Source organism: Stenotrophomonas sp. YIM B13575 (assembly GCF_042787595.1).
Taxonomy (GTDB): Bacteria; Pseudomonadota; Gammaproteobacteria; order Xanthomonadales; family Xanthomonadaceae; genus Stenotrophomonas; species Stenotrophomonas lactitubi_B.
Map to the genome: position 1 here is coordinate 41,594 of NZ_JBHZOP010000039.1, position 21,941 is coordinate 63,534.

Consider the following 21,941-nt stretch of genomic DNA (forward strand, 5'->3'; position numbering starts at 1 on the left):
CTCCTGCCAGGAGCCGGTGGGATACCAGACCACTTTAGGGGGATATCGTTAAGCCGGGATGCGACCGGGTGACGCGCTGCTTCACTTTGTCGCAGGTGGAGGTGGCGCAGCCGACATGGCGCGGCGCTATCGTTTAATCGCTCTGGTAGCTGCCAACCTTGGTTGGCACACACCCAAGCGCCGACCAAGGTCGGCATCTACCAACAGCGATTGAAGCAGCCCATCACCCGGCGGGCGCCTCAGCGCCAGAAGTACCAGACGCCCCCAGCCACAAGCGCCCCCAGCAACACCACCTGCACCACGACATAGCCCACGCCGCTATCGCGCGATTCGGAGACAATGCGCTTCCGCAGCGCCTCACTCACATCCGGTGTCTCTTCCTGCTGCGCCTGCTCACGCAACGCCTGTGCCAGCGCGCGCTCTTCCGCATCGCGGGAATCGGTCGGTCGGTTCACAGCAGCTCTCCGGCGGTGGCGTGCCGCACCAGTTCCTGCTTCAGGACTTGGCGCGCACGGTACAGGTGGCTCTTGATGGTACCGCGGGCAAGGCCCGTCACCTGTTCGATCTCGGCCAGATCGAAATCCTCCAGATAGTGCAGGCCTACGATCAGGCGCTGCGGCGCACTCAATCGTTCCAGCGCCGCGCCGAGGTGGCGGCCGGCCTGCAATGTCTCGCTGATTTCCGCCGGGCCAGGCCCGTCGTCACCAACCCCCAGTTCCTCGGGCGCTTCCACCGCCACCATCCACTGCGCTTCCAGTCGCCGCCGCCGCAGGTACTGCAGCGCGGTGGTGTAGGCCACGCGCGAAATCCAGGTACGCAGTGAGGATTCGAAACGGAACCGGTGCAGCTGGCGGAACACCGCCAGGAACGTTTCCTGCAGCAGGTCGGCCACCTGGTCGCGGTCGCCGACCATGCGGCCGATCACATGCGCGCAGGTGCGCTGATGTGTTTCCACCAGCTGCGCGAAGGCCGGTTGCGAGCCGTCGATGATGGCGCGCACCAGCGCCTGGTCCGCATCCAGCGGCTCGGCAGGGGTGGTCGCGGCCGCGGCATCCTGTCGATGCCGCCCCCGCAATGCGGCCAGCGCTTCCCCCAGCAGGCTCATGCGTGGGGCTCCTCCTGTGCCCGCAGCATGCGCCGGCTCAGCCCTTGCGCACTGCGGGGCGGGTGAAGTGCCAGGCCAGCAGCTGACCCAGGCCGGCGCTGCCGACCATCGCGGCGGCGGCGCCGAACGTCAGGTCGCGTGCACCGATCGCCTCCAGCAGCGCCATGGCCAGTGCCAGGCACACCAGGCTGATGCCCCAGCGCAGCGCGCCCTGGCGGCGGCGCTCCTCTTCCAATACCGCCAGCGAGCGGATCACCTCTTCCGGCACGTGCGGCGCCACCAGCTTGCTGCGCGCACGCGCATCGGCGATGGCATGGATCGCATAGGCGGTGCAGATGAAGAGGGTGATCGGGATGAGTTCCTGCATGGTCGTGCTCCTGTCCGCTGGATGATGCGGGTTCAGAAGATTGGATGCGCGACCCTGCCCACCGGTTGCACCGCTTTGCCGATCCCGCTGCCATGACCTGTGGCCCCCTCCCCCGGCCCTTGCGGCTGCTACGCTTGCCCGGTTTCCTCTTCTGGTGCTGTCCGCCCATGTCCCGAGTGCTGCCCCTGTCCCTCCTGCTGTCTGCCGTGCTGGCCGCTCCGGCCGTGCATGCCGCGCCCACGCCGATCACCATCGAACAGGCCATGGCCGACCCGGACTGGATCGGTCCGCCGGTGGAGAAGGCCTGGTGGTCGTGGAACAGCCAGCAGGTGGAGTACCAGCTCAAGCGCAACGGCAGCCCGGTGCGCGACACCTTCCGCCAGCCGGTGGCCGGTGGCGTGGCCGCGCAGGTGGCCGATGACCAGCGCGGCAGCCTCGACGTAGCCGATCCGGTGTACGACCGCAGCCGCACCCGCAGCGCCTTCGTGCGCAACGGCGATGTGTTCGTGCGCGACCTGCGCAGCGGCGCGCTGACCCAGCTGACCCGCAGCAACGAACGCGCCGCCGGCGTGAACTTCGCCGCCGACAACGGGGTGATCTGGCGTGTCGGCCAGAACTGGTTCCACTGGACCGCCGCCAGCGGCGTGCAGCAGGTGGCCAGCCTGAAGGCCGACAAGGATCCGAGCACGCCGCCGAAGGCCGACGTGCTGCGCGACCAGCAGCTGCGCACGCTGGAAACCCTGCGCCGCGACCGCGAGCAGCGCGAGGCGCTGAAGGACCAGGACCAGCGCTGGCGCCAGGCCGACCCGACCCGCGCACCGGGCCCGGTATTCCTGGGCGCCGACGTGGAGATCGTGGACAGCGTGCTGTCGCCGGACCTGGGCCACCTGATCGTGACCACCAAGCCGAAGGACTTCGATGACGGCCGCGGCGGCAAGATGCCGCTGTACGTGACCGAGTCGGGCTACGAGGAAACCGAGGACACCCGCACCCGCGTCGGCCGCAACGGCTTCGAGCCGCACACCCTGTGGTTCGTGGATGTACGCAGCGGCAAGGCCGAGAAGCTGTCGCTGTCCAGCCTGCCGGGCATCGGCACCGATCCGCTGGCCGAGCTGCGCCGCAAGGCCGGCAAGGACGCGCTGAAGGGCGAGCGCAGCGTGCAGGTGATGAGCGACTTCATGGGCGGTGGCATCCGCTGGAGCGCTGATGGCCAGCAGGCCGCGGTGATGCTGCGCGCCAACGACAACAAGGACCGCTGGATCGTCAGCGTTGCCGCTGCCGACGGCCGCGTGCAGAACCGCCACCGGCTGACCGACAACGCCTGGATCAACTGGGGCTTCAACGATTTCGGCTGGATGGCCGATGGCCGCACGCTGTGGCTGCTGTCCGAGGAATCGGGCTTCTCGCACCTGTACACCCAGGCCGGTGGCAGCAAGCCGCAGGCGTTGACCAGTGGCAAGTGGGAGACCTCGGCGCCGGTGCTGTCGGCGGACGGCAAGGGCTTCTACTTCCTGTGCAACCAGCAGGCCCCGCATGACTACGAAGTCTGCGCGGTCGATACCGCCGCCCGCCAGGTGCGCGAGCTGACCAACCTCAATGGCGTGGAAGACTTCTCGCTGTCGCCGGACGGCCAGCAGCTGCTGGTGCGCTACTCCGGTGCCTACCTGCCTGCGCAGCTGGCGGTGGTGCCGAGCACCGGCGCTGGCCAGGCGCGCGTGCTGACCGATACCCGCACCGCCGAGTACAAGGCGCGCCAGTGGGTCCAGCCGAAGCTGGTGGCGGTGCCGTCCAAGCACGGCGCCGGCGTGGTCTGGGCCAAGTACTACGAGCCGGAAAACAAGGAACCGGGGAAGAAGTACCCGATCGTGATGTTCGTGCACGGTGCCGGCTACCTGCAGAACGTGCACCAGCGCTACCCGGCCTACTTCCGCGAGCAGATGTTCCACAACCTGCTGGTGCAGAAGGGCTACATCGTGCTGGACATGGACTACCGCGGCAGCGAGGGCTATGGCCGCGACTGGCGCACGGCGATCTACCGCAACATGGGCCATCCGGAACTGGAAGACTACAAGGACGGCCTGGATTGGCTGGTCGACACCCAGCAGGGTGACCGTGACCATGCCGGCATCTACGGCGGTTCCTATGGCGGTTTCATGACCTTCATGGCGCTGTTCCGCTCGCCGGGCACGTTCAAGGCCGGTGCCGCGCTGCGCCCGGTGGTCGACTGGCACCAGTACAACCACGGCTACACCAGCAACATCCTCAACACCCCGGACATCGATCCGGAGGCGTACCGCGTGTCGTCGCCGATCGAGTACGCGCAGAACCTGCAGGACAACCTGCTGATCGCCCACGGCATGATGGACGACAACGTGTTCTTCCAGGATTCGGTGAACCTGACCCAGCGCCTGATCGAGCTGCACAAGGACAACTGGTCGATCGCGCCGTACCCGCTGGAGCGCCACGGGTACGTGCGTGCCGACTCCTGGCTGGACCAGTACAAGCGCATCCTCAAGCTGTTCGAGCAGAACCTGAAGTGAGTGCTGCCGCGGCCACGATCCACATCGTGGCCGCGGTCATCCTCGATGATCGCGGCAGTGCGCTGGTGGTGCGCAAGCACGGTGCCAGCCGCTTCATCCAGCCGGGCGGCAAGCCCGAGCCGGGCGAGGCGCCGCTGCAGGCACTGGCACGCGAACTGCACGAGGAACTGGGCGTGCGGTTGGATGCCGCCTCGGCGCTGCCGTTGGGCACGTTCGAGGACTGGGCGGTGAACGAGCCCGGCCACCGCGTGCAGGCACAGGCCTGGCGGGTGTGGATCGAAGGTGAGCCGTGCGCACGTGCGGAGATCGCCGAACTGGCCTGGGTACCGCTGCAGCCGCCGCACGGCCGGCCCTTGGCACCCTTGAGCGAACACCATATCCTGCCGGCGGTCGCTGCCCTGGCGACGGCCCGCTGACGAGGCGGGCATCGCTCACCCGGACAACGGATGTCAGCCTCGATTCCCCCGATTCCCGCCCCCACCCCACCGCCACCCAACAACTGGGTCGCCGCGATGGCGCAGGGCTCGTTCTGGCTGTGCCTGCTGGTCACCCTCTACTTCCTCGCGCAGGCGCTGATGGCCGCTGCACTGGCCCGCACCGAGTTCTGGATGACGCTGGTAACAGTGGCGTGGGAGCAGCAGCTCGACGGCAGCCTGTGGTGGATGCTGAAACACCCGGCGGCCACCTCGCTGCTTGTTGCCCTGCTCTGCCTGGTCTCGACCCTGGCCAGCTGGGGCCTGTGGCGCGGGCGACGATGGGGCCTGTGGGCCTACGTGTGGATGCTGGGCCTGAGTGCGTTGGCCAACTTCGTGATCGCCTGGTGGATGGACCGCCTGCTGCTGGTATTCATCGCGCTGCTCGCCAGCGACCCGACAGCGCAGCATGAGCTGCAGGTGCAGCGCGTGCTGTTCACCCTGACACTGGTCGGCACCTCGGTCTTGTTCGCGGGGCTGCAGGGTTGGCTGGGCTGGCGCCTGCTGCGGCCGGATATCCGCGCGCGTTTCCGCTGAGCCCTATCTCTTTCCCGCACGACAAGGACCGTCGCATGCGTTTGTTGAACTTCCTGCCCACCCTGTTCCTGCTCATCGCACTGCCTGCCGGTGCCGATGCGCTGCGGTGTGGCGAATACCGCAGTACCGATGGCGGCATGGCGCTCGTGTTCACCACCCCCAGTACCGGCTACCGCCACAACCACATCAGTGAGCCGGAGCCGCTGTGGGTCGATCGCAGTGCGGCGCGGACCCGGCTGGTCATGCTCGACGATGGCGTGGCGGAGCCGATCCGGATCAGTGCCGATGGACAGCGCATCGAGGACGACGTCGTCACGGTCTACACCCTGCGCCAGGCGCGCGCCTGCACCATCGAACCCACCGCGATGGACGGCAGCTGCCGCGCCGCCGGCAGCCACTGCATCGCGCAGCTGCCCATGGCCTCGCCCGGCCAGGCCCAACGCGCGTGCAACGAAGGCGTTGGCGCGGGCTGCTCGACGGTGCTGCGACAGCTGCACGATGAAGTGACTGCGGTGGGAAGCGACGACATCGGCCCCGCGCGCTTCGAGCGCCCGCCCGTCTGCCGCGAACACACGCCCGGGCATGACCCACGGGCCTGCGAGGCGCTGACCGACGATGCGCTGGTTGCCGCCATGCAGCGGGTAGGTGAACGCCTGCAGCAGGAAGACGAAGACACACTGGATTCGCGCCTTGCGGCCGCTGCACGCGATCACCTGCAGCAGCTGTGCCTGCAGCACCGCAGTGGCCGCTTCTGCGTCGAAGTGGCCGAACAACAGTTGATTGCGCTGGAACCTGCGTTGGCGGTGCAGGCCCTGCAGGTGGTCTGCGATGCGGGCCGCGTCAGCGCCTGCGAACGTACCGCACCATTGCGTGAACTCGGTGCCGATCTACGCCTGGTGCCGCTCCTGCAGGTGCCGTGCGGCCGCTATCAGGCCGATGGTGGCAGCCTGGACACGCTCACGTTCGACGATGCCGGGCGGGCCAGGGTCGATACGCAGGACGTGCGCGCGCTGCTGCTGGACGGCACCCTTCACATACGCCACGACAATGGCGCCGATTACGTGCTGGGCCTGCTGGCCAATGGCGATCTGCTGGGGCTGGACGCATTTACCGGGTACCAGCGTTACCGACGTCCTCCGGGCGCCCCGCAGTTTTGTCGCGAACGACCCGCCCGGCGCTGAAGCCGCGACGGCAGGTCCTGCGTTCTGGCGGATTTGATTGCGGATCGGGATGGGCTGGCTATCGTGGCCCGCGTCTTTCTGCTGTGGCCTCGACATGTCTGCTTACGCTCCGCGCAACCGGCTTCCGCGCTGCATCGCGTTGCTGTCCCTGCTGCTCTGCACCCAACAGGCCGCCGCATCCGGCCTGCCACGCTGCGGCGTTTTCGAGGCCGAAGGCGGCGGCAACCAGCTGCGCGTGGATGGGCCTGACCGCGGGGTCGAGAAAGGCAGCTACATCTCCGATCGGCCCTTCGTTGTCCAGCGCAGCGAAGGCACCCTCAATCTGGTTGATCTCACCTTCGGCCTCGTCTCTGAACTGGAGGTCCAGCGCGATGGTCGCGCCCTGCATAGGGACGGCAAACGCTACCGCCTGATCCAGCCGGCCGCGTGCCTGCCCCCGGTCGAACATACGCCCGGCAGCTGCCTGGCCGACGCCCGGCAGTGCCTCTACAACCACCATGAGCTGAGCCTTCCGGCACTGGAATCGGGCTGCGCCGAAGGCGTTCCGCAACTCTGCCAGCGCCTGCCCGATCGCTATCGCAAGGCCGACCAGGCCCCCGGCAGCGATACGCCGACCGAAGCACAGATCGCGGTGATACAGGCCACCATGGAAAAGGCGATGGCCGAGATGGATTTCCCCCGCCAGTGCCGCGACGATGACCCTGCTGCCGACGCCGAGGCCTGCATGGCCATTCTGGAAGAGCGGCCCGAGCTCGTCGAGGCAGTCGACACCGCCATTCGCACGGCCTCGATGGCGGCCAGCATGGTTGAAGTGTTTTCGCCTGCAGTCAAGCCCACACTGTCGGATACTCGGCTGCAACGCCTGCAGGGGCTCTGCACGAAGGTGGGCGAAAGTGGCTTCTGCGAGGATGTCGCCAAGCTGCAGTGGACCGCCGGCAATTTTCAGCAAGGCCGGGCGGCCTTGCAGGTGGCCTGCGACGGCGGCGACGAGCGATCGTGCCGTCAGGCGTCCGCGTTGCTGCAGCTGGGCGAAGCGCTGGTGCAGCACCCCGCCGCCGCCGTGCCCTGTGGCCACTATGCGGCCTCCGGCGGGCTGATGGACGAACTGACTTTCGGCGACGGTGGCATGGTGGAGGTTGGCTTCGGCTCGCGAGTACGCGCGCGCGTACAGGACGGCCAGATCCGCATGCGCCACGAGCGTGGGGCTGACTATGTACTGCAGCCGTTGGCCAACGGCGACTTGCTGGGGCTGGACGATTCGACGCGTTTCCAGCGGTTCCAGCGGCAACCGGGCAATGCACAGTGCAGCGCGCCACTGGTGTTCGACGAAACTCCGTTCCCGCAGGACTGCCCGCGCGCGCCCATCGACGGTGAAGCCGAAGCCTGCTGCGCCGCCGGCAGGATGCAGGGCTGCCACGTGCTGGGCAGTCGCGCCGCGCTGAACGGGAAGTGGGTGGAGGCCAGCCAGCATTACCAGAAGGTCTGCCAGGCCGGTATCCGCGAGGGCTGTGAGAACCTGGTCAGCGTCATGGAGAACAGCAGCAGGGTAGACGCCCGCCCCATGCTTGAGGCCATCTGCGAGGCCGATGGTAGTGGCCGCCATGTAGCCTGCGACGTGCTGGCGACGCGCAACTGGGGGTTGCTGGAGTTCGGCCAGGCTCTGGACCGCGCGGTCCAGGAACAGTCCGCGCACGAGGATCGGACCAGACCGGCCCCACGCACCCCCAACCACAAGCAGTAAGGGAGCTTGCCTGGCCGGGCCCTGCGGTAAAGTACGCGCCATGAACGAATTCGAGCGCGTGCGCGCCTACCTCACCGACCTGCAGGACCGCATCTGTGCGGCGATCGAGTCCGCCGATGGCCGCGCACGCTTCCAGGAAGACCTGTGGCAGCGTGCCGAGGGCGGCGGTGGCCGCACCCGCGTGCTGCGCGATGGCGCGGTGTTCGAACAGGCCGGCATCGGCTTCTCCGACGTGGCGGGCAGCCGCCTGCCGCCGTCCGCCTCGGCCAACCGCCCGGAGCTGGCCGGCGCCTCATGGCGCGCCACCGGTGTGTCGCTGGTGTTCCACCCGCTCAATCCCTATGTGCCGACCACCCATGCCAACGTCCGCTTCTTCCAGGCGCAGCGCGATGGCGAAGTGGTGGCCAGCTGGTTCGGCGGTGGTTTCGACCTGACCCCGTTCTACCCGTTCGACGAGGACGTGCAGCACTGGCATCGAACGGCACGCGATCTGTGCGCGCCGTTCGGTGAAGAGCGCTATGCCGCGCACAAGCGCTGGTGCGATGAGTATTTCTTCCTGCGCCATCGCAACGAAACACGCGGCGTGGGCGGTCTGTTCTTCGACGATCTGCACGGCGATTTCGAGCGTGACTTCGCCTACCTGCGCGCGGTCGGCGATGGCTTCCTCGATGCGTATCTGCCAATCGTGCAGCAGCGCAAGGACACGCCGTACGGCGAGCGCGAACGCGAGTTCCAGCTTTACCGCCGTGGCCGCTACGTCGAGTTCAACCTGGTCTACGACCGCGGCACGCTGTTCGGCCTGCAGAGCGGCGGCCGCAGCGAGAGCATCCTGATGAGCCTGCCCCCGCGCGTGCGCTGGGAGTACGGGTTTACCCCGGAAGACGGCAGCGCCGAAGCGCGCCTGGCCGATTACCTGGTGCCACGCGACTGGCTGTAGGCGCTTCGGGCACCGGACGCTGCACGCGTTGCCGCTGCGCAATCCGGGCAGTTGTGTGAACCACCGCCCGCGCTGCGGCGTGCTCCGCTTCATTTCCCCCTCTTGTCTTGAATCAAGGAAGACCGTGATGCCCGTTGTTGTTTCCCCACGCCGCCGGATGACCACCTGGCGCCTCATGCTGCTGCTCGCGCTGGCCGTGCCCAGCCTGCCTGTGGCCGCGCAGTCGATGGCCTGTGGCACCTACCTGCAGGACGATGGCAACGCCAGCCTGACCATCGAAAGCGAAGCCCACGGCTTCCTTTCGGGCCCCTACCAGGCCACGGAGCGGCTGCGGCTGGTACGCCAGGACAACCTGCTGGGCACCGGCAACCTGTCCACCGGTCGCCTGGAGAACTGGGAGTTCAGCGACAACGACCGCACGGTCACCGGCGGGTACCACACGTTCCACCTGAAAGCAGCGGCCGCCTGCAAGCCGGTACCGGAGATGGTCGAAGGCAGCTGCATGGCCGACACCAGTGACTGCCTGGAGGCACTGCCCGAGGCCGCGCCCACGCAGCTGCACGCCTGGTGCCGCGAGGGCGTGGAGGTGGCCTGCACCCAGTTGCAGGAGACCTACCAGCGCCAGGCCACGGCGGCGCAACCGCAGCGTGCCCGGGCCGAGCCGCAGATGCCACCCTACTGCCGCGATGACGCATCGCCCGAGGAGGGGGAAGCCTGCATGGCCGTCATGAAGGCCATGGCCGGCGAGCTGATGGGCAGGGCGGTGATGGGCCTGGAGCAGACCCTGGACGCACCGCTGCCAGCAGCGCAGCTGGATGAACTGGCGGCGCTGTGCGCGCAGCAGCAGGGCGAATCGTTCTGCAGCAACGTGGCCGAGGCGCTGTGGAACGGCGGACGCCTGCAGCAGGCGCAGCAGGCCCTGCAGCGCTCGTGCGCGCAGCGCGAGGGCACCTACGCCTGCGGCCCGGCCAAGGGCCTGGCGATGCTGACCCCGCTGGCGCCGTCGGCGCTGACCCCGGTCGCAGCTACCGCGCTTCCCTGCGGCCGCTTCGAGGCCGAGCTTGGCCTGCTGTCGTCGCTGCGGTTCCTGGATGCCGGCCTGGTCGAAGTGGAGGGTGTCGGCACCCGCCTGCGCGCACGCGTGCAGGACGGCAGGATCCTGATCCGTCGTGACGTGGGCAGCGATTTCGTACTGCAGCCACTGAGCAACGGAACCCTGGCCGGGATGGACAAGGACAACCGCTACGGCTACTACCAGCGCATGGACAAGTCCGCGACGAGCTGCCAGCCGCCGCCGGCATTCGTGGAGATCCCGCAGCCGCTGGACTGCCCGACCCTGGCCCGCAAGGGCGGTGCCGCGTCATGCTGCAACGACGGCAAGCTGCTCGGCTGCAAGGTCGCGGGGGAGGAACTGCACAACGCCGAGAAGTGGGCGCAGGCCCAGCCCTATTTCATCAAGCTGTGCAGCGCCGGCGTGCGCGATGGCTGCCTGGGGCTCGCCGCAGGCTATGCACATACTGCCGACCCCAAGGTACCGCAGACGATGGCGGCGATCTGCGCCAAGGACGGCAAGGGCACCCATGTAGCCTGCGATGTGGACGCCACACGTGACTGGGTGGGCATGAAGGCGCAGGCGGCCGAACAGTAAACCGTGTCGGCGTGGGTCGCAGGAGTACTGCCTTCGGCCCACGCTGTGGCGCGCGTCAATCGTCCTTGCGCTTGGGAATGATGGTGATGTGGCCGTTGGTTTCCAGCAGTGCCAGTTCCACCTCTTCCACGCCGATGCAGCTCTGCTGGCGCATGGCGACCTCGAAATCGGCGCGGCTGACCAGCTCGCGCCGCAGCACGCTGTCGAAGAGCTTGCCGTTGCGCGCGATCACCACCGGTTCGCCCTCGATCAGCCGTTCCATGCGGCGGCTGCGGGCGGTGATCCAGCCCACGCCGTAGTTCAGCAGGATCAGCGTGGCGGCCAGCAGCAGGCCACCGGCCAGCGACGTATCGGTACCCAGCAACGCGTTCTGCACCGCGTTGCCAAGCAGCACGATCAGCAGCACATCGAACGGCGTGACCTGCCCCAGCGCGCGCTTGCCGCTGAGCCGGACCATGCCCAGCACCACGGCATAGACCACCACCGCGCGCAGGATGAATTCCCACCACGGCATCGCCAGGGCGAACAGATCGGGCATTGCGGGTTCCCCTGCTGAGCGATGGCCCAGCGTGGCGCAGCAGCGCACAAATAAAAAGCCCCGCTGACCAGGGGGAGGTCAACGGGGCCGGGGAACGGGTGCTTGGGGAGGAGCCCCCGTTCCGAGATCTGCTCCAGGGGATGGGAGAGATCCACAACAGGCGTTGCGCCTGTCGGGAGTTATAGAAGCACTCCGAACACTAACGGTTCGTGAAGGGGCCCAATTTAATAAGCACCCCTCAGGGAAACATTCATGTTCGAGTCAGAAATATCACGCAAATGAACGAATTCACGGCGTTTTCGGCCTGAATGCGACTCAGTGCGCCTCATCCCAGTTACTGCCGGTGCCGGTATCAACCACCAGCGGCACGCGCAGTTGTGCTGCTTGCGACATGTGCTGCACGACATTGCTGCGCAGCTCTTCAATGAATCCGGTCTCGGCTTCGAATACCAGTTCATCGTGCACCTGCAGGATCATCCGCGCCGGGGCACCGCTGTCACGCAGCCACTGGTCCACCGCGACCATGGCGCGCTTGATGATGTCGGCGGCCGTGCCCTGCATCGGGGCATTGATCGCCGCACGTTCAGCGCCGGCACGCAGGCCCTGGTTACGTGCATGAATGTCGTTCAGGTACAGGCGGCGACCGAACAGGGTCTCCACGTAGCCCTGCTCCCGGGCCTGCTCGCGCATGCGCTCCATGAAGTCACGCACGCCCGGATAGCGACTGAAGTACAGCGCCACGTAGTCCTGCGCCTGGCCTCGGTCGATGCCGAGGTTGCGGGCCAGTCCGAACGCGCTCATGCCGTACATCAGGCCGAAGTTGATCGCCTTGGCCGCGCGACGCTCGTTGCTGGTCACTTCTTCCAGGGTGCGGCCGAATACCTCGGCGGCGGTGGCGCGATGCACGTCGGCGCCCTGCTCGAAGGCGCGCACCAGGCCCGGGTCTCCGGACAGGTGGGCCATGATCCGCAGTTCGATCTGCGAATAGTCGGCCGCCAGCAGCTGGAAACCTTCCGGGGCGATGAACGCGCGGCGGATGCGGCGGCCATCCTCGGTGCGGATCGGGATGTTCTGCAGGTTCGGATCGGACGAAGACAGGCGGCCGGTGGCGGCGCCGGACTGGTGGTAGCTGGTGTGCACCCGGCCGGTATCCGGGTTGACCATCTCCGGCAGCTTGTCGGTATAGGTGCTGCGCAGCTTGGCCAGGCCACGGTATTCAAGGATCACCCGCGGCAGCTCGTGCTGCTCGGCAATCGCCTCCAGCGCCTCTTCATTGGTGCTGGGCTGGCCCTTCGGGGTCTTCACCACCGCCGGCAGCTTCAGTTCGTCGAACAGCACCGCCTGCAGCTGCTTGGGCGAATCCAGGTTGAAGCTGCGTCCGGCCAGTTCGGTGGCCTTCTGCTGCGCGGCCAGCATGCGCGAGGACAGGTCTTGGCTCTGCCGGCGCAGTTCGTCGGTGTCGATCCGCACGCCGTTGGCTTCGATGCTGGTCAGCACCGGCACCAGCGGCATCTCGATGCTGCGGTACACGCTGTCCAGGGTCGGTTCGGCCCGCAGCTGCGGCTGCAGCGCATGGTGCAGGCGCAGGGTGATGTCGGCGTCTTCGGCGGCGTAGCGGCTGGCCTCGTCGATGTCCACCTGCGAGAACGAGATCTGCTTGGCGCCCTTGCCGGCCACCTCCTCGAACTTGATGGTGTTGTAGCCCAGGTAACGCAGGGCCAGCGAATCCATGTCGTGGCGGGTGGCGGTGGAATTGAGCACGAAGCTCTCGAGCATGGTGTCGTCGTGGTAGCCCTGCACGTCCACGCCATGGCGGCGCAGCACGTGCAGGTCGTACTTGCCATGCTGGCCCAGCTTCTTCTTCGCCGGGTCCTGCAGCACCGGCCGCAGCGCGTCGAGCACCTGTGCCAGCGGCAGCTGTGCCGGCGCGCCCGGATAGTCATGGCCGACCGGGATGTAGGCGGCCTTGCCCGGTTCCACCGCCAGGCTGATGCCCACCAGTCGCGCACGCATCGCATCCAGCGCGTCGGTCTCGGTATCGAAGCTGATCAGATCGGCCTGCTGCACACGTGCGACCCAGGCCTGCAGCTGCTCGGTGGTCAGCACGGTCTCGTACTCGCCGGGCGCCGACAGCGCCGGATCGAGTTCGCCCGCCGGCGGCGCTTCCGCGCTGCCACGGGCAAAGCCGGCCGCGGTGCCACGCAGGCTGGGCGTCGCGTCGTTGGCCACCGCAGGCGCTGGTACCGGCCCACCCAGTTCCTTCAATGCCTGGGTGAAGCCGTAACGCAGGTACAGCTCGCCCAGCGTGGACACATCCGGGTCACGCAGGGCCAGCGTGGTCGGGCTGGCGTCCAGCGCGACGTCGGTGCGGATGGTCACCAGCTCCTTGTTCAGCGGCAGGCGCTCCACCGCGGCGCGCAGGTTCTCGCCGATCTTGCCCTTCATGGTCGGCGCGGCCGCGATCACCCCGTCCAGGTGCTGGTATTCGGCCAGCCACTTGGCCGCCGTCTTCGGCCCGCACTTCTCGACCCCGGGCACGTTGTCCACGGTGTCGCCCATCAGCGCCAGCAGGTCGACGATCTGGTCGGCACGCACGCCGAACTTGTCCATCACCGCCGCATCCGAATCCATGCGGCTGCCGGTCATGGTGTTGACCAGTTCGATGCCCGGCCGGACCAGCTGGGCGAAATCCTTGTCGCCGGTCGAGATGGTGACCTTCAGGTCCTGTGCGACGCCCTGCAGGGCCAGGGTGCCGATCACATCGTCGGCCTCCACGCCATCAATGCGCAGGATGCTGATGCCCAGCGCTTCGACGATGCGGCACATCGGCTCGACCTGGCTGCGCAGTTCGTCGGGCATCGGCGGGCGGTTGGCCTTGTACTGGTCGTACAGGTCGTCACGGAAGGTCTTGCCGGGGGCATCGACGACGAACGCGACGTAGGCCGGGCGCTCCTTCAGCGTCGAGCGCAGCATGTTGACCACGCCGAACAGCGCGCCGGTGGGCTCACCCTGTGCATTGGACAGGGGCGGCAGCGCGTGGAACGCGCGGTACAGGTAACTGGACCCGTCGATCAGGACTAATCTGCTCATGCGACGATTCTACGCGCCCACGCCTGCACCGAGGCGACACGGCAGTGACGCGACGATGGGGCATAATCAAGGCTCTTTCCAGGCAAAGGCCCCGCCGATGAAAACCCTGATGCTGGCTTCCGTGCTCCTGCTCGCTGGCTGCGCCAGCATGGGCGGCGCCGGCGCGCCCCCGGTGGACGTCAAGGGCGCCGATGTCTCCAAGCGCACGATGGACAACGGTGACACCATCGAGGAGTACCGGGTGTCCGGCCAGCTGCGCATGGTCAAGGTGACGCCGGCACGCGGCGCGCCGTTCTACATGTACGACAAGAACGGCGATGGCCGCTTCGACAACGACAAGGATGGTGTGTCGCCGGTGTACTGGAAGCTGTACAGCTGGTGATGCGACCGGGGTCGGATCCCTTTCCACAGGAAAGGGCTCTGACCCCATCAAGGCGATCGGCAAGGCCCATCCACGCATGGCGTGGATCTACTGGGCATTTCGGTGGCCCTATCCACGCATGGCGTGGACCTACTGGGCGCCGGAAAAAACAACGCCGGCGCGCATCCTGCGGCCGGCGTCGGGTCCCCTCCCCGGGAACGCTCTGTATCAGCGAATGACCAGCACCGGCAGCGTGCTGCGCGCCAGCACCTCGGCGGTCTGGCTGCCCAGCAGCACGCGGGTGACACCGCGGCGGCCGTGCGAGGTCATCACGATCAGGTCGCTGTTGCGCTGGCCCGCCGTCTCGATGATGCCGTCGGCCGCATAGCGGTCCAGCACATGCACCGGATTGGCGGTGATGCCCTGCTCGGCGGCTTTGGCCAGCGCAGGCTGCAGCACCTTCTGCGCGCCTTCCTCGCGGTCGGCCTTGTACTCCGGGCTGTTCATGTAACCCACGCTCCAGCCCATGGCGTCGTACATGCCGACGGCCCATGGCTCGGAGACGGTGACGATGTCGACCTCGGCATTGAGGTCCTTGGCCAGCTCCAGGCCCTTGGCCAGGCCCTTGTCGGCCAGCTCCGAACCGTCGGTGGCGATCAGGATGCGCTTGTACATGGTGGGGCTCCGCGGTGATCTACCCAGTGGGAACGACACCATTACATACCCGATGTGGAGATCGTGCCTTGCGCAGGATCAATCCGGCAGCGCGCAGCGATGCCTGCGCAGCGCGGGTTGGTTGGCCGATGCGCGGCCTGGCGTCGCCCGGCGCAACATGCCCAGGATCGACACGCGGCTGCGATGCTCCGGTAGCGCCGGGCCATGCCCGGCGGGCACTCAGGCCTGCACCTTCACCCGCCAGCCACCCTCGTGCGGTTGCCAGTCGAATTCCACCGGCAGGAACTTCTCGATCAACCGCGCATTGCTGACCAGGTGATCGCTCAGCACGTGGGTGGTGAACGCACCGCCGCCCGCCAGCGCCATCGGCAGCAGCAACTGGTCGGACAGGTACTCGCCAACGGCACCCGCCCCGTCCAGATACTGCTTCACCTGCCCGGCCAGGCGCGCGCCGACCTGCTCGGCGGAGACACTGCGCTCGCCATGCCCGCTGAACACCTCCACGTGGTCGCCATGCCGCACGCGCACCAGGGCAACGTTGCCCGGTCCCAGCGCCGGCCGTATCGACTGCACGTTGCGCGGATGCGGGTCCACGCCCAGCGTCTCGGCCAGTACACGCAGTTCGCGCAGGCCGATGCCGCTGGACAGTCCGGACATCAGCACCTGTGCCTCGATTCCCTGCAACGGCGCACGCACCTCCAGCGACGGCGGCTGCAGCGCTGCGCACGGCTGCACCTGCACCTCCATCACGCCACCACCCGCTGGATGGAAGCCGTGCTGCAGCAGCTGCATCGACGCCCGCACGCCCATACGTTGCAGCGCCGGCAGATAGCTTTCGGCGATGAAGTCCGCACTGGGCGCCAGCGGGTTGTGGGTACCGCCTTCCAAACGCAGCTGCGACGCCCCCTGCGCGCGCCACAGTGCCGGCAGCACGGTCTGTAGCACCAGCGTTGCCGAGCCGCTGCTGCCGGTCGCGAAATGATAGTCGCCAGCGCTCACCGCGCCCGGCTCGAAGCGCAGTGCGGTAGCGCCCAGTTCTGCACCGTGCACACACGCGTTGCCGACCCGCGCCGCCGCGTTCACCGCGGTCAAGTGCTGGCGCATCAACCCCGGCTTGCGCCGGATCGCGCGGATGTTGTTCAAGGTGAAGCCTGTACCGGTGCACAGGCTCAGGGTCAACGCCGAGCGCAGCAGCTGTCCGCCACCATGCCCGCCATCCAGTTCAATCATGTCCATCTGTCTGGTCCTCCATGCCCGTTGTGTCGATGCCGGGCCCTGCTGCCGTGCGCGGCGCAGTGTACGCCGCGCACGGGTTGCCTCATCCCTTCACGCACACCACCTGGCGCAGCGTGTGCACGATCTCGACCAGATCGCGCTGGGCCTCCATGACCGCCTCGATCGGCTTGTAGGCCGCCGGCGATTCATCCACCACCTCCGCATCCTTGCGGCATTCCACGTGCGCGGTGGCCTTGGCGTGGTCATCCACCGTGATCAGCTTGCGCGCCTGGGTACGGCTCATCACGCGGCCGGCACCGTGGCTGCAGCTGTGGAAGCTGTCCTCGTTGCCGAGGCCACGCACGATGAAGCTCTTGGCCCCCATGCTGCCCGGAATGATGCCCAGCTCGCCCTTGCGCGCACTCACCGCGCCCTTGCGGGTCAGCATCACCTCCTTGCCAAAGTGGGTCTCGCGGTTCACGTAGTTGTGGTGGCAGTTCACCGCCTCGGCCTCAGCCTCGAACGGCTTGCTGATCACCGTGCGCACTGCAGCCACCACGTTGCGCATCATCACCTCGCGGTTCATGCGTGCGAAACGCTGCGCCCAGTCCACTGCGAACACGTAGTCGCCGTAGTGCTGGCTGCCCTCGGGCAGGTAGGCCAGGTCCTGGTCGGGCAGGTTGATCATCCAGCGGCGCATTTCCTGCTTGGCCAGCTCGATGAAGTAGGTGCCGATGGCATTGCCCACGCCACGCGAACCGGAGTGCAGCATGAACCACACGCGCTGCTCCTGGTCCAGGCAGACCTCGACGAAGTGGTTGCCGGTACCCAGCGTCCCCAGGTGCTTGAGGTTGTTGGTGTTCTTCAGGCGCGGGTGACGCTCGCAGATCAATGCGAAGTCGTCCACCAGCTGCGCCCAGCCTTGCACCGCCAGTTCGGGCGGCGTGTCCCAGCTGCCCTTGTCGCGGCCACCGCGGGTGACGCTGCGGCCATGCGGCACCGCCCGTTCGATCGCGCTGCGCACGGCCGACAGGTTGTCCGGCAGGTCGCTGGCAACCAGCGTGGTGCGCACCGCGATCATGCCGCAGCCGATGTCCACGCCGACCGCCGCAGGAATGATCGCGCCGATGGTCGGCACCACCGAACCCACGGTCGCGCCCTTGCCCAGGTGCACGTCGGGCATCACTGAGATCCACTTGTGGATGAAGGGCAGCCTGGCGATGTTCTGCAGCTGCTCGCGCGCCTGGTCTTCCAGCGGCACGCCGCGGGTCCACAGCTTGATCGGTACAGCACCCGGCTGCTGGATCACGTCGTAATTGAGGGTGGTCATGGTGATGTTTCCTTTCATCCAAAGCAAAAACAAAGAAGGTGCGGTGACAAAGGTGGTGGAACATTCCGTCGCCCACGTTGCCGTGGAGGACGGCCGGGACTTGAACCCGACCCCGAAGGGCTTCCGATGTAGTTCCACCTGCATTCCCCGCGCAACGAAAGCGAAGGTGCCGGCAGCACGACAAGAATCTGGAGGAACATCCTGCTCTACCACTGAGCTACCGCCGCGTTGCCGCGGCAGGCGGGAGTCGAACCCGCGACCTGGAGCTTAAGAGGCTGTAGTTCCTCCGGCATTCGCACGGCCGGCGGTGAAGCATCGGCGCCGTTGCCGGTGCCGTTTGAAAAGGTGCGGTGACAAGGGAAGTGGAACGTCTGCTTCCTCACGACAGGCAGGAAACGCGGGACTCGAACCCGACCCCGAAGGGACAACCAATGTAGTTCCACCAGCATTCACCGCAAAAACGAATTCCTGGCCCTGCCCGGCTGGCCCCATTGCCAGCCGGGCGGTCCGTGGCGACATCCTTGCCGCCTTACAACGCCATGTCCTGGATGCGCTGGACCCAGCTGCTGCCGTCCTCGGCCGCAGCGGCGTACTGCGCGATCAGGTCGAACACCGCATCGCTGAAGCCTCCGATGTGCAGCACGTCGCCGCGCTGCACGGTCTGGCTGCTGGCCACCGGCTGCAGGTCGATGCACACCAGCCGAGCCTGTGGGCAGCGACGCTTCAGTGCGTCCCACTGCAGCATCGTCGCGGTCTGGCCGCCGGTGCGGGTGTCGCGCCAACTCTCGTTGTCCGACACCATCACCACCAGGTCCACCGGCTCGCGCTTCAGGTTGAGGTACTGCAGCGGTGCGCTGACCGACGTACCGCCACCGTTGATCGCCAACTGGCGGGCCAACGTCATCACGCTGTCGCGCGGGTTCAACCGCACGTGGCGCACCTCGGTATCGAACGGCAATACCTTGGCCTGCGGCTGCCCGCGCAGCACGCAGGCTGCAACCAGCGCCGCCACGTCCACACAGCGTGCCGCGGTACTGGCGCCCTTGCGGTAGCCGGTTACCGGCGACTGCATGGAACCGGACACGTCCACCGCCACCACCACCCGCCCCGGCAATGCCGGCGCCGATGCCGTGGCGATCTCCATCGCATCCTGCAGCGCTTCCAGGATCGGCAACGGCAAGCCAGCACCCGCGTGGAAGGCCATCAGCAGCTGGTACGGCAGTACACGGGCACGACGCACCTGCTGCGGATCACGCAGGCGATCTGCGATCACCTGCACCATCGCCGGATCATCGAACACGCCGTTGCGGGCGAACGTGTTGAGGTTCATCCGCATCGACTGCCACGATGCATTGCGGGCCAGTACCGACCACTGCGCCGCATCCAGCGGCAGCGTGCTGTAGTACTGGAACGGCAGGTCCGGCGGCAGCCCGCGCGGATCACGCTTGAACGCTTCGTAGGCCTGCACCACCGCCGGCAGCTGCGCCTCGTCGTACGCACGACCGATGATCCAGGCATACAGCGCCTTGCGCTCGACGTTGGCCGGCTTCGGGTGCACCATGCGGATCACATCGGCCAGCGACGGCTGCTGGCCGATCGCCGCACGCACCAGCGTTTCCGCCGACGCCTGCTGGATCCACTCACGCACCCTGCGCTTGGGCAGCGAGCCCAGCGAACGACGCCCCACCTGGCCGCTGCGCATGATCTGCACGAAGGTGCGCAGTTGGCGGCCGTTGTCAATCACCCGCGGAAACGCCAGAGCGAACGCCTCCGGGTCACGCAGGCTGAGCACCGCCAGCAGCAGCGCCGGCATGTCCTTCATGTGTGCGACCTGGCGTGCGTACAGCGCGGTGCGGGCGATGAAGCGCGGCTCGACCTGCGCGGTCAGCGCCAGCACCTGCTGCAGCTGCGCTTCGGCGTCGCTGTAGAAAGTGTTGTTCAGGCACCCGGTGGCCGCATACAGCGCCAGCGCTGCACGCGGGTCGCGGCGGTAGGCCAGGCCACCGGCCTCATTGACGGTGTCAGCCTGCGGCGGCTGCGGCGTGCGCATCCAGGAGAAGAGCGAAAGGTTGGCCATGCTGATGTCCTCGGCGGGAACAGCCCGCGTCGTGTCTTGCTGGATATAGAGCAATGGCCGTGCCAACTTTTCTCGCAAGTATCTATGTGATTGCTTTTCATGGATTTTCTCTTGAATCGAGCTATCTTGATCAGCGAGACGCGGCGAAAAGATATATATTTCTGGCGCATCTTTTATAGGAATGGATATGGCGCGTCGGCAGGTGGTCTTTGGCATGCTCGGCACCCAGCTCGACGCGGGCGAGGGCCCGGGGCGCTGGCAGAAGTGGCGCCCGACGGTGTCGCTGGGCATGCATGAGGATTTCCTGCCCGACCGCATCGAGCTGCTGCTGGATGAGCGCCGCTACAGCAAGCTGGCGCGGGTGGTCTGCGAGGATCTGGTGCAGGCGGCGCCGGGCATCAGCGTGCAGCGGCACGACACCTACCTGGCAGATCCGTGGGAATTCGAGGGGGTCTACGCCACCCTGCATGACTTCCTCGCCAGCTATCCGTTCCAGCCGGAGGAGGAGGACTACTACGTCCACATCACCACCGGCACGCACGTCGCGCAGATCTGCTGGTTCCTGCTGACCGAGAGCCGGCACTTCCCCGGGCGCCTGCTGCAGACCTCGCCGCCGCGCAAGCAGGACGGCGCCGCCGGCACGTACGCGGTCATCGACCTCGATCTATCGCGTTACGACCACATCGCCCAGCGTTTTGCCCAGCAGCAGCTGCAGGACCGCGACCTGCTGAAGGGCGGCATCGCCACCCGCAACGCCGCCTTCAACCGCATGATCGAACAGATCGAAACAGTGGCCACGCGCTCGCGCGCACCGATGCTGCTGATGGGGCCGACCGGTGCAGGCAAGAGCCAGCTGGCCAAGCGTGTGTTCGAGCTGAAGAAGCTCAAGCACCAGTTGCCGGGTCGCTTCGTCGAGGTGAACTGCGCGACCCTGCGCGGCGACGGTGCGATGAGCACCCTGTTCGGCCATACCAAGGGCGCCTATACCGGTGCTTCCAGCGACCGTGCCGGCCTGCTGCGCTCAGCCCACCAGGGCCTGCTGTTCCTGGACGAGATCGGCGAACTCGGCCAGGACGAACAGGCGATGCTGCTGCGGGCGCTGGAAGAGAAGCGGTTCCTGCCGGTAGGCAGCGACCGCGAAGTGGAGAGCGACTTCCAGCTGATCGCCGGCACCAACCGCGATCTGCAGCAGTCGGTGCTGGAAGGCCGCTTCCGCGAAGACCTGCTGGCCCGCCTCAACCTGTGGACCTATCGCCTGCCGGGTCTGGCACAGCGCATGGAAGACATCGAACCGAACATCGAGTTCGAGCTGGAACGCTGGTCGCAGGACCAGCATGCGCGGGTACGTTTCAACGTCGAGGCACGCACGCGTTATCTGGCATTCGCCACCAGCCCGGAAGCCGCGTGGCGCGGCAACTTCCGCGATCTGGGCGCGTCGATCATGCGCCTGGCCACCTTGGCGAGTGCCGGGCGCATCCAGATCGAGGGTGTGGAAGACGAGATCGCGCGCCTGCAGGCGCAGTGGCGCGGCGGCGATGCGCCTTCACCGCTGGATGCACTATTGGGCGATGCCGTGGACACGCTGGACCGTTTCGATCGCGTGCAGCTGGAAGAAGTGGTGCGGGTCTGTGCGCGCTCGAAATCGCTGTCCGCTGCGGGTCGCGAGCTGTTTGCGGTCTCGCGCACGCAGCGCGCCAGCACCAACGACGCCGACCGCCTGCGCAAATACCTGGCCAGGTTCGGGCTGGACTGGGAGCAGGTGCAGGGTCCGGCCACACCGTAGCGCCGGGCTTGCTCGACTGCCACCCACGGCGCATGCTGGCTGCGCGGCACGCTGCCGCCATCGGGGAGCACGCGCGTGCAGGACCGCAAGCCGACATCACGGTTCACCCCACGGGTCATTCTTCTGGCCGTGGCCGCCGCGTTCGTGCTGTTCTATGGCGGCTACCAGCTGGGCAAGCACCTGGCCCTGCGCGAGAACGCGCAGCAGGCCGCAAGTCGGTAACGCCCTTCTGTAGAGCCGAGATCCTATGTTTGTGGTCAAGCCTGCTGGAAGCAGGCTTGACCCACTTTCAGCATGGCTGGATCAAAGTCCCGACCGCTCTTGAAGACGCCCCAGGCGATCT

At 67.1% G+C, this 21,941-nt stretch carries 19 protein-coding genes; 10 read left to right on the forward strand and 9 right to left on the reverse strand.

The window, feature by feature from the left end; genetic code table 11:
- Nucleotides 1–239: 239 nt before the first annotated feature.
- The 3 genes from ACFX4F_RS07710 to ACFX4F_RS07720 are packed head-to-tail and all read right to left on the reverse strand — an operon-like array spanning nt 240 to nt 1,472.
- Nucleotides 240–455, reverse strand: a complete 216-nt coding sequence (locus ACFX4F_RS07710; RefSeq protein WP_380653813.1) for a hypothetical protein — start codon at nt 453–455, stop codon at nt 240–242.
- Nucleotides 452–1,105 carry an RNA polymerase sigma factor gene (locus tag ACFX4F_RS07715; protein ID WP_099819893.1) on the reverse strand — a complete coding sequence of 218 codons (654 nt, stop codon included), beginning with the start codon at nt 1,103–1,105 and terminating at the stop codon, nt 452–454. Before ACFX4F_RS07715 ends, ACFX4F_RS07710 begins: the two co-directional genes overlap by 4 nt.
- A 37-nt stretch (nt 1,106–1,142) precedes the next feature.
- Complete coding sequence (locus tag ACFX4F_RS07720; protein WP_100554000.1) at nt 1,143–1,472, reverse strand: hypothetical protein; 330 nt, start codon at nt 1,470–1,472, stop codon at nt 1,143–1,145.
- 167 nt (nt 1,473–1,639) lie between these two features.
- Here ACFX4F_RS07720 and ACFX4F_RS07725 point away from each other — a divergent pair, with 167 nt between their 5' ends.
- From ACFX4F_RS07725 to ACFX4F_RS07755, 7 genes are all read left to right on the forward strand, one after another.
- A complete protein-coding gene (locus tag ACFX4F_RS07725) occupies nt 1,640–4,012 on the forward strand; it encodes a S9 family peptidase (RefSeq protein ID WP_380653818.1) in 2,373 nt (790 codons plus the stop codon).
- A complete protein-coding gene (locus ACFX4F_RS07730) occupies nt 4,009–4,428 on the forward strand; it encodes an NUDIX domain-containing protein (RefSeq protein ID WP_380653821.1) in 420 nt (139 codons plus the stop codon). The genes ACFX4F_RS07725 and ACFX4F_RS07730 overlap by 4 nt, the downstream gene beginning before the upstream one ends.
- A 30-nt stretch (nt 4,429–4,458) precedes the next feature.
- Complete coding sequence (locus ACFX4F_RS07735; protein WP_380653824.1) at nt 4,459–5,022, forward strand: hypothetical protein; 564 nt, start codon at nt 4,459–4,461, stop codon at nt 5,020–5,022.
- A gap of 35 nt (nt 5,023–5,057) precedes the next feature.
- Entirely contained in the window at nt 5,058–6,203 is a 1,146-nt protein-coding gene (locus ACFX4F_RS07740) for a hypothetical protein (RefSeq protein ID WP_380653827.1), read from the forward strand.
- Between the two features lie 37 nt (nt 6,204–6,240).
- Nucleotides 6,241–7,944 (forward strand): hypothetical protein, encoded by a 1,704-nt coding sequence (locus ACFX4F_RS07745; protein WP_380653830.1) that lies wholly within the window; start codon nt 6,241–6,243, stop codon nt 7,942–7,944.
- Between the two features lie 40 nt (nt 7,945–7,984).
- The gene (gene hemF, locus ACFX4F_RS07750) at nt 7,985–8,881 is read left to right on the forward strand and encodes an oxygen-dependent coproporphyrinogen oxidase (protein ID WP_380653833.1); all 897 of its coding nucleotides are present in this window, start codon (nt 7,985–7,987) and stop codon (nt 8,879–8,881) included.
- 127 nt (nt 8,882–9,008) lie between these two features.
- Complete coding sequence (locus ACFX4F_RS07755) at nt 9,009–10,529, forward strand: hypothetical protein (protein WP_380653836.1); 1,521 nt, start codon at nt 9,009–9,011, stop codon at nt 10,527–10,529.
- 55 nt (nt 10,530–10,584) lie between these two features.
- Here the strand turns inward: ACFX4F_RS07755 and ACFX4F_RS07760 are convergent, their stop codons facing one another.
- Nucleotides 10,585–11,067, reverse strand: coding sequence for a DUF421 domain-containing protein (locus ACFX4F_RS07760; RefSeq protein ID WP_089237785.1), 483 nt, complete (start codon nt 11,065–11,067; stop codon nt 10,585–10,587).
- A gap of 315 nt (nt 11,068–11,382) precedes the next feature.
- Complete coding sequence (gene polA, locus ACFX4F_RS07765; RefSeq protein ID WP_380653839.1) at nt 11,383–14,157, reverse strand: DNA polymerase I; 2,775 nt, start codon at nt 14,155–14,157, stop codon at nt 11,383–11,385.
- Nucleotides 14,158–14,254: 97 nt separating this feature from the next.
- Here polA and ACFX4F_RS07770 point away from each other — a divergent pair, with 97 nt between their 5' ends.
- On the forward strand, nt 14,255–14,539 hold the full coding sequence (locus ACFX4F_RS07770) for a DUF2782 domain-containing protein (RefSeq protein WP_099819903.1): 285 nt from the start codon (nt 14,255–14,257) through the stop codon (nt 14,537–14,539).
- Nucleotides 14,540–14,746: 207 nt separating this feature from the next.
- On the opposite strand, the gene ACFX4F_RS07775 is transcribed toward ACFX4F_RS07770, so the two are convergent.
- The 4 genes from ACFX4F_RS07775 to ACFX4F_RS07790 all read right to left on the reverse strand — a co-directional run bounded on the left by ACFX4F_RS07775 (nt 14,747) and on the right by ACFX4F_RS07790 (nt 19,815).
- Nucleotides 14,747–15,193, reverse strand: a complete 447-nt coding sequence (locus tag ACFX4F_RS07775; RefSeq protein WP_025878044.1) for a universal stress protein — start codon at nt 15,191–15,193, stop codon at nt 14,747–14,749.
- 219 nt (nt 15,194–15,412) lie between these two features.
- On the reverse strand, nt 15,413–16,429 hold the full coding sequence (gene rtcA, locus ACFX4F_RS07780) for an RNA 3'-terminal phosphate cyclase (protein ID WP_380653844.1): 1,017 nt from the start codon (nt 16,427–16,429) through the stop codon (nt 15,413–15,415).
- Nucleotides 16,430–16,511: 82 nt separating this feature from the next.
- Entirely contained in the window at nt 16,512–17,738 is a 1,227-nt protein-coding gene (locus ACFX4F_RS07785; protein WP_380653847.1) for an RtcB family protein, read from the reverse strand.
- Nucleotides 17,739–18,267: 529 nt separating this feature from the next.
- Nucleotides 18,268–19,815, reverse strand: coding sequence for an RNA-binding protein (locus ACFX4F_RS07790; protein WP_380653850.1), 1,548 nt, complete (start codon nt 19,813–19,815; stop codon nt 18,268–18,270).
- Nucleotides 19,816–20,002: 187 nt separating this feature from the next.
- Here ACFX4F_RS07790 and rtcR point away from each other — a divergent pair, with 187 nt between their 5' ends.
- Complete coding sequence (gene rtcR / locus ACFX4F_RS07795) at nt 20,003–21,598, forward strand: RNA repair transcriptional activator RtcR (protein ID WP_380653853.1); 1,596 nt, start codon at nt 20,003–20,005, stop codon at nt 21,596–21,598.
- A 75-nt stretch (nt 21,599–21,673) separates the two neighbouring features.
- Nucleotides 21,674–21,820, forward strand: a complete 147-nt coding sequence (locus tag ACFX4F_RS07800; RefSeq protein ID WP_380653856.1) for a hypothetical protein — start codon at nt 21,674–21,676, stop codon at nt 21,818–21,820.
- Nucleotides 21,821–21,941: the final 121 nt, after the last annotated feature.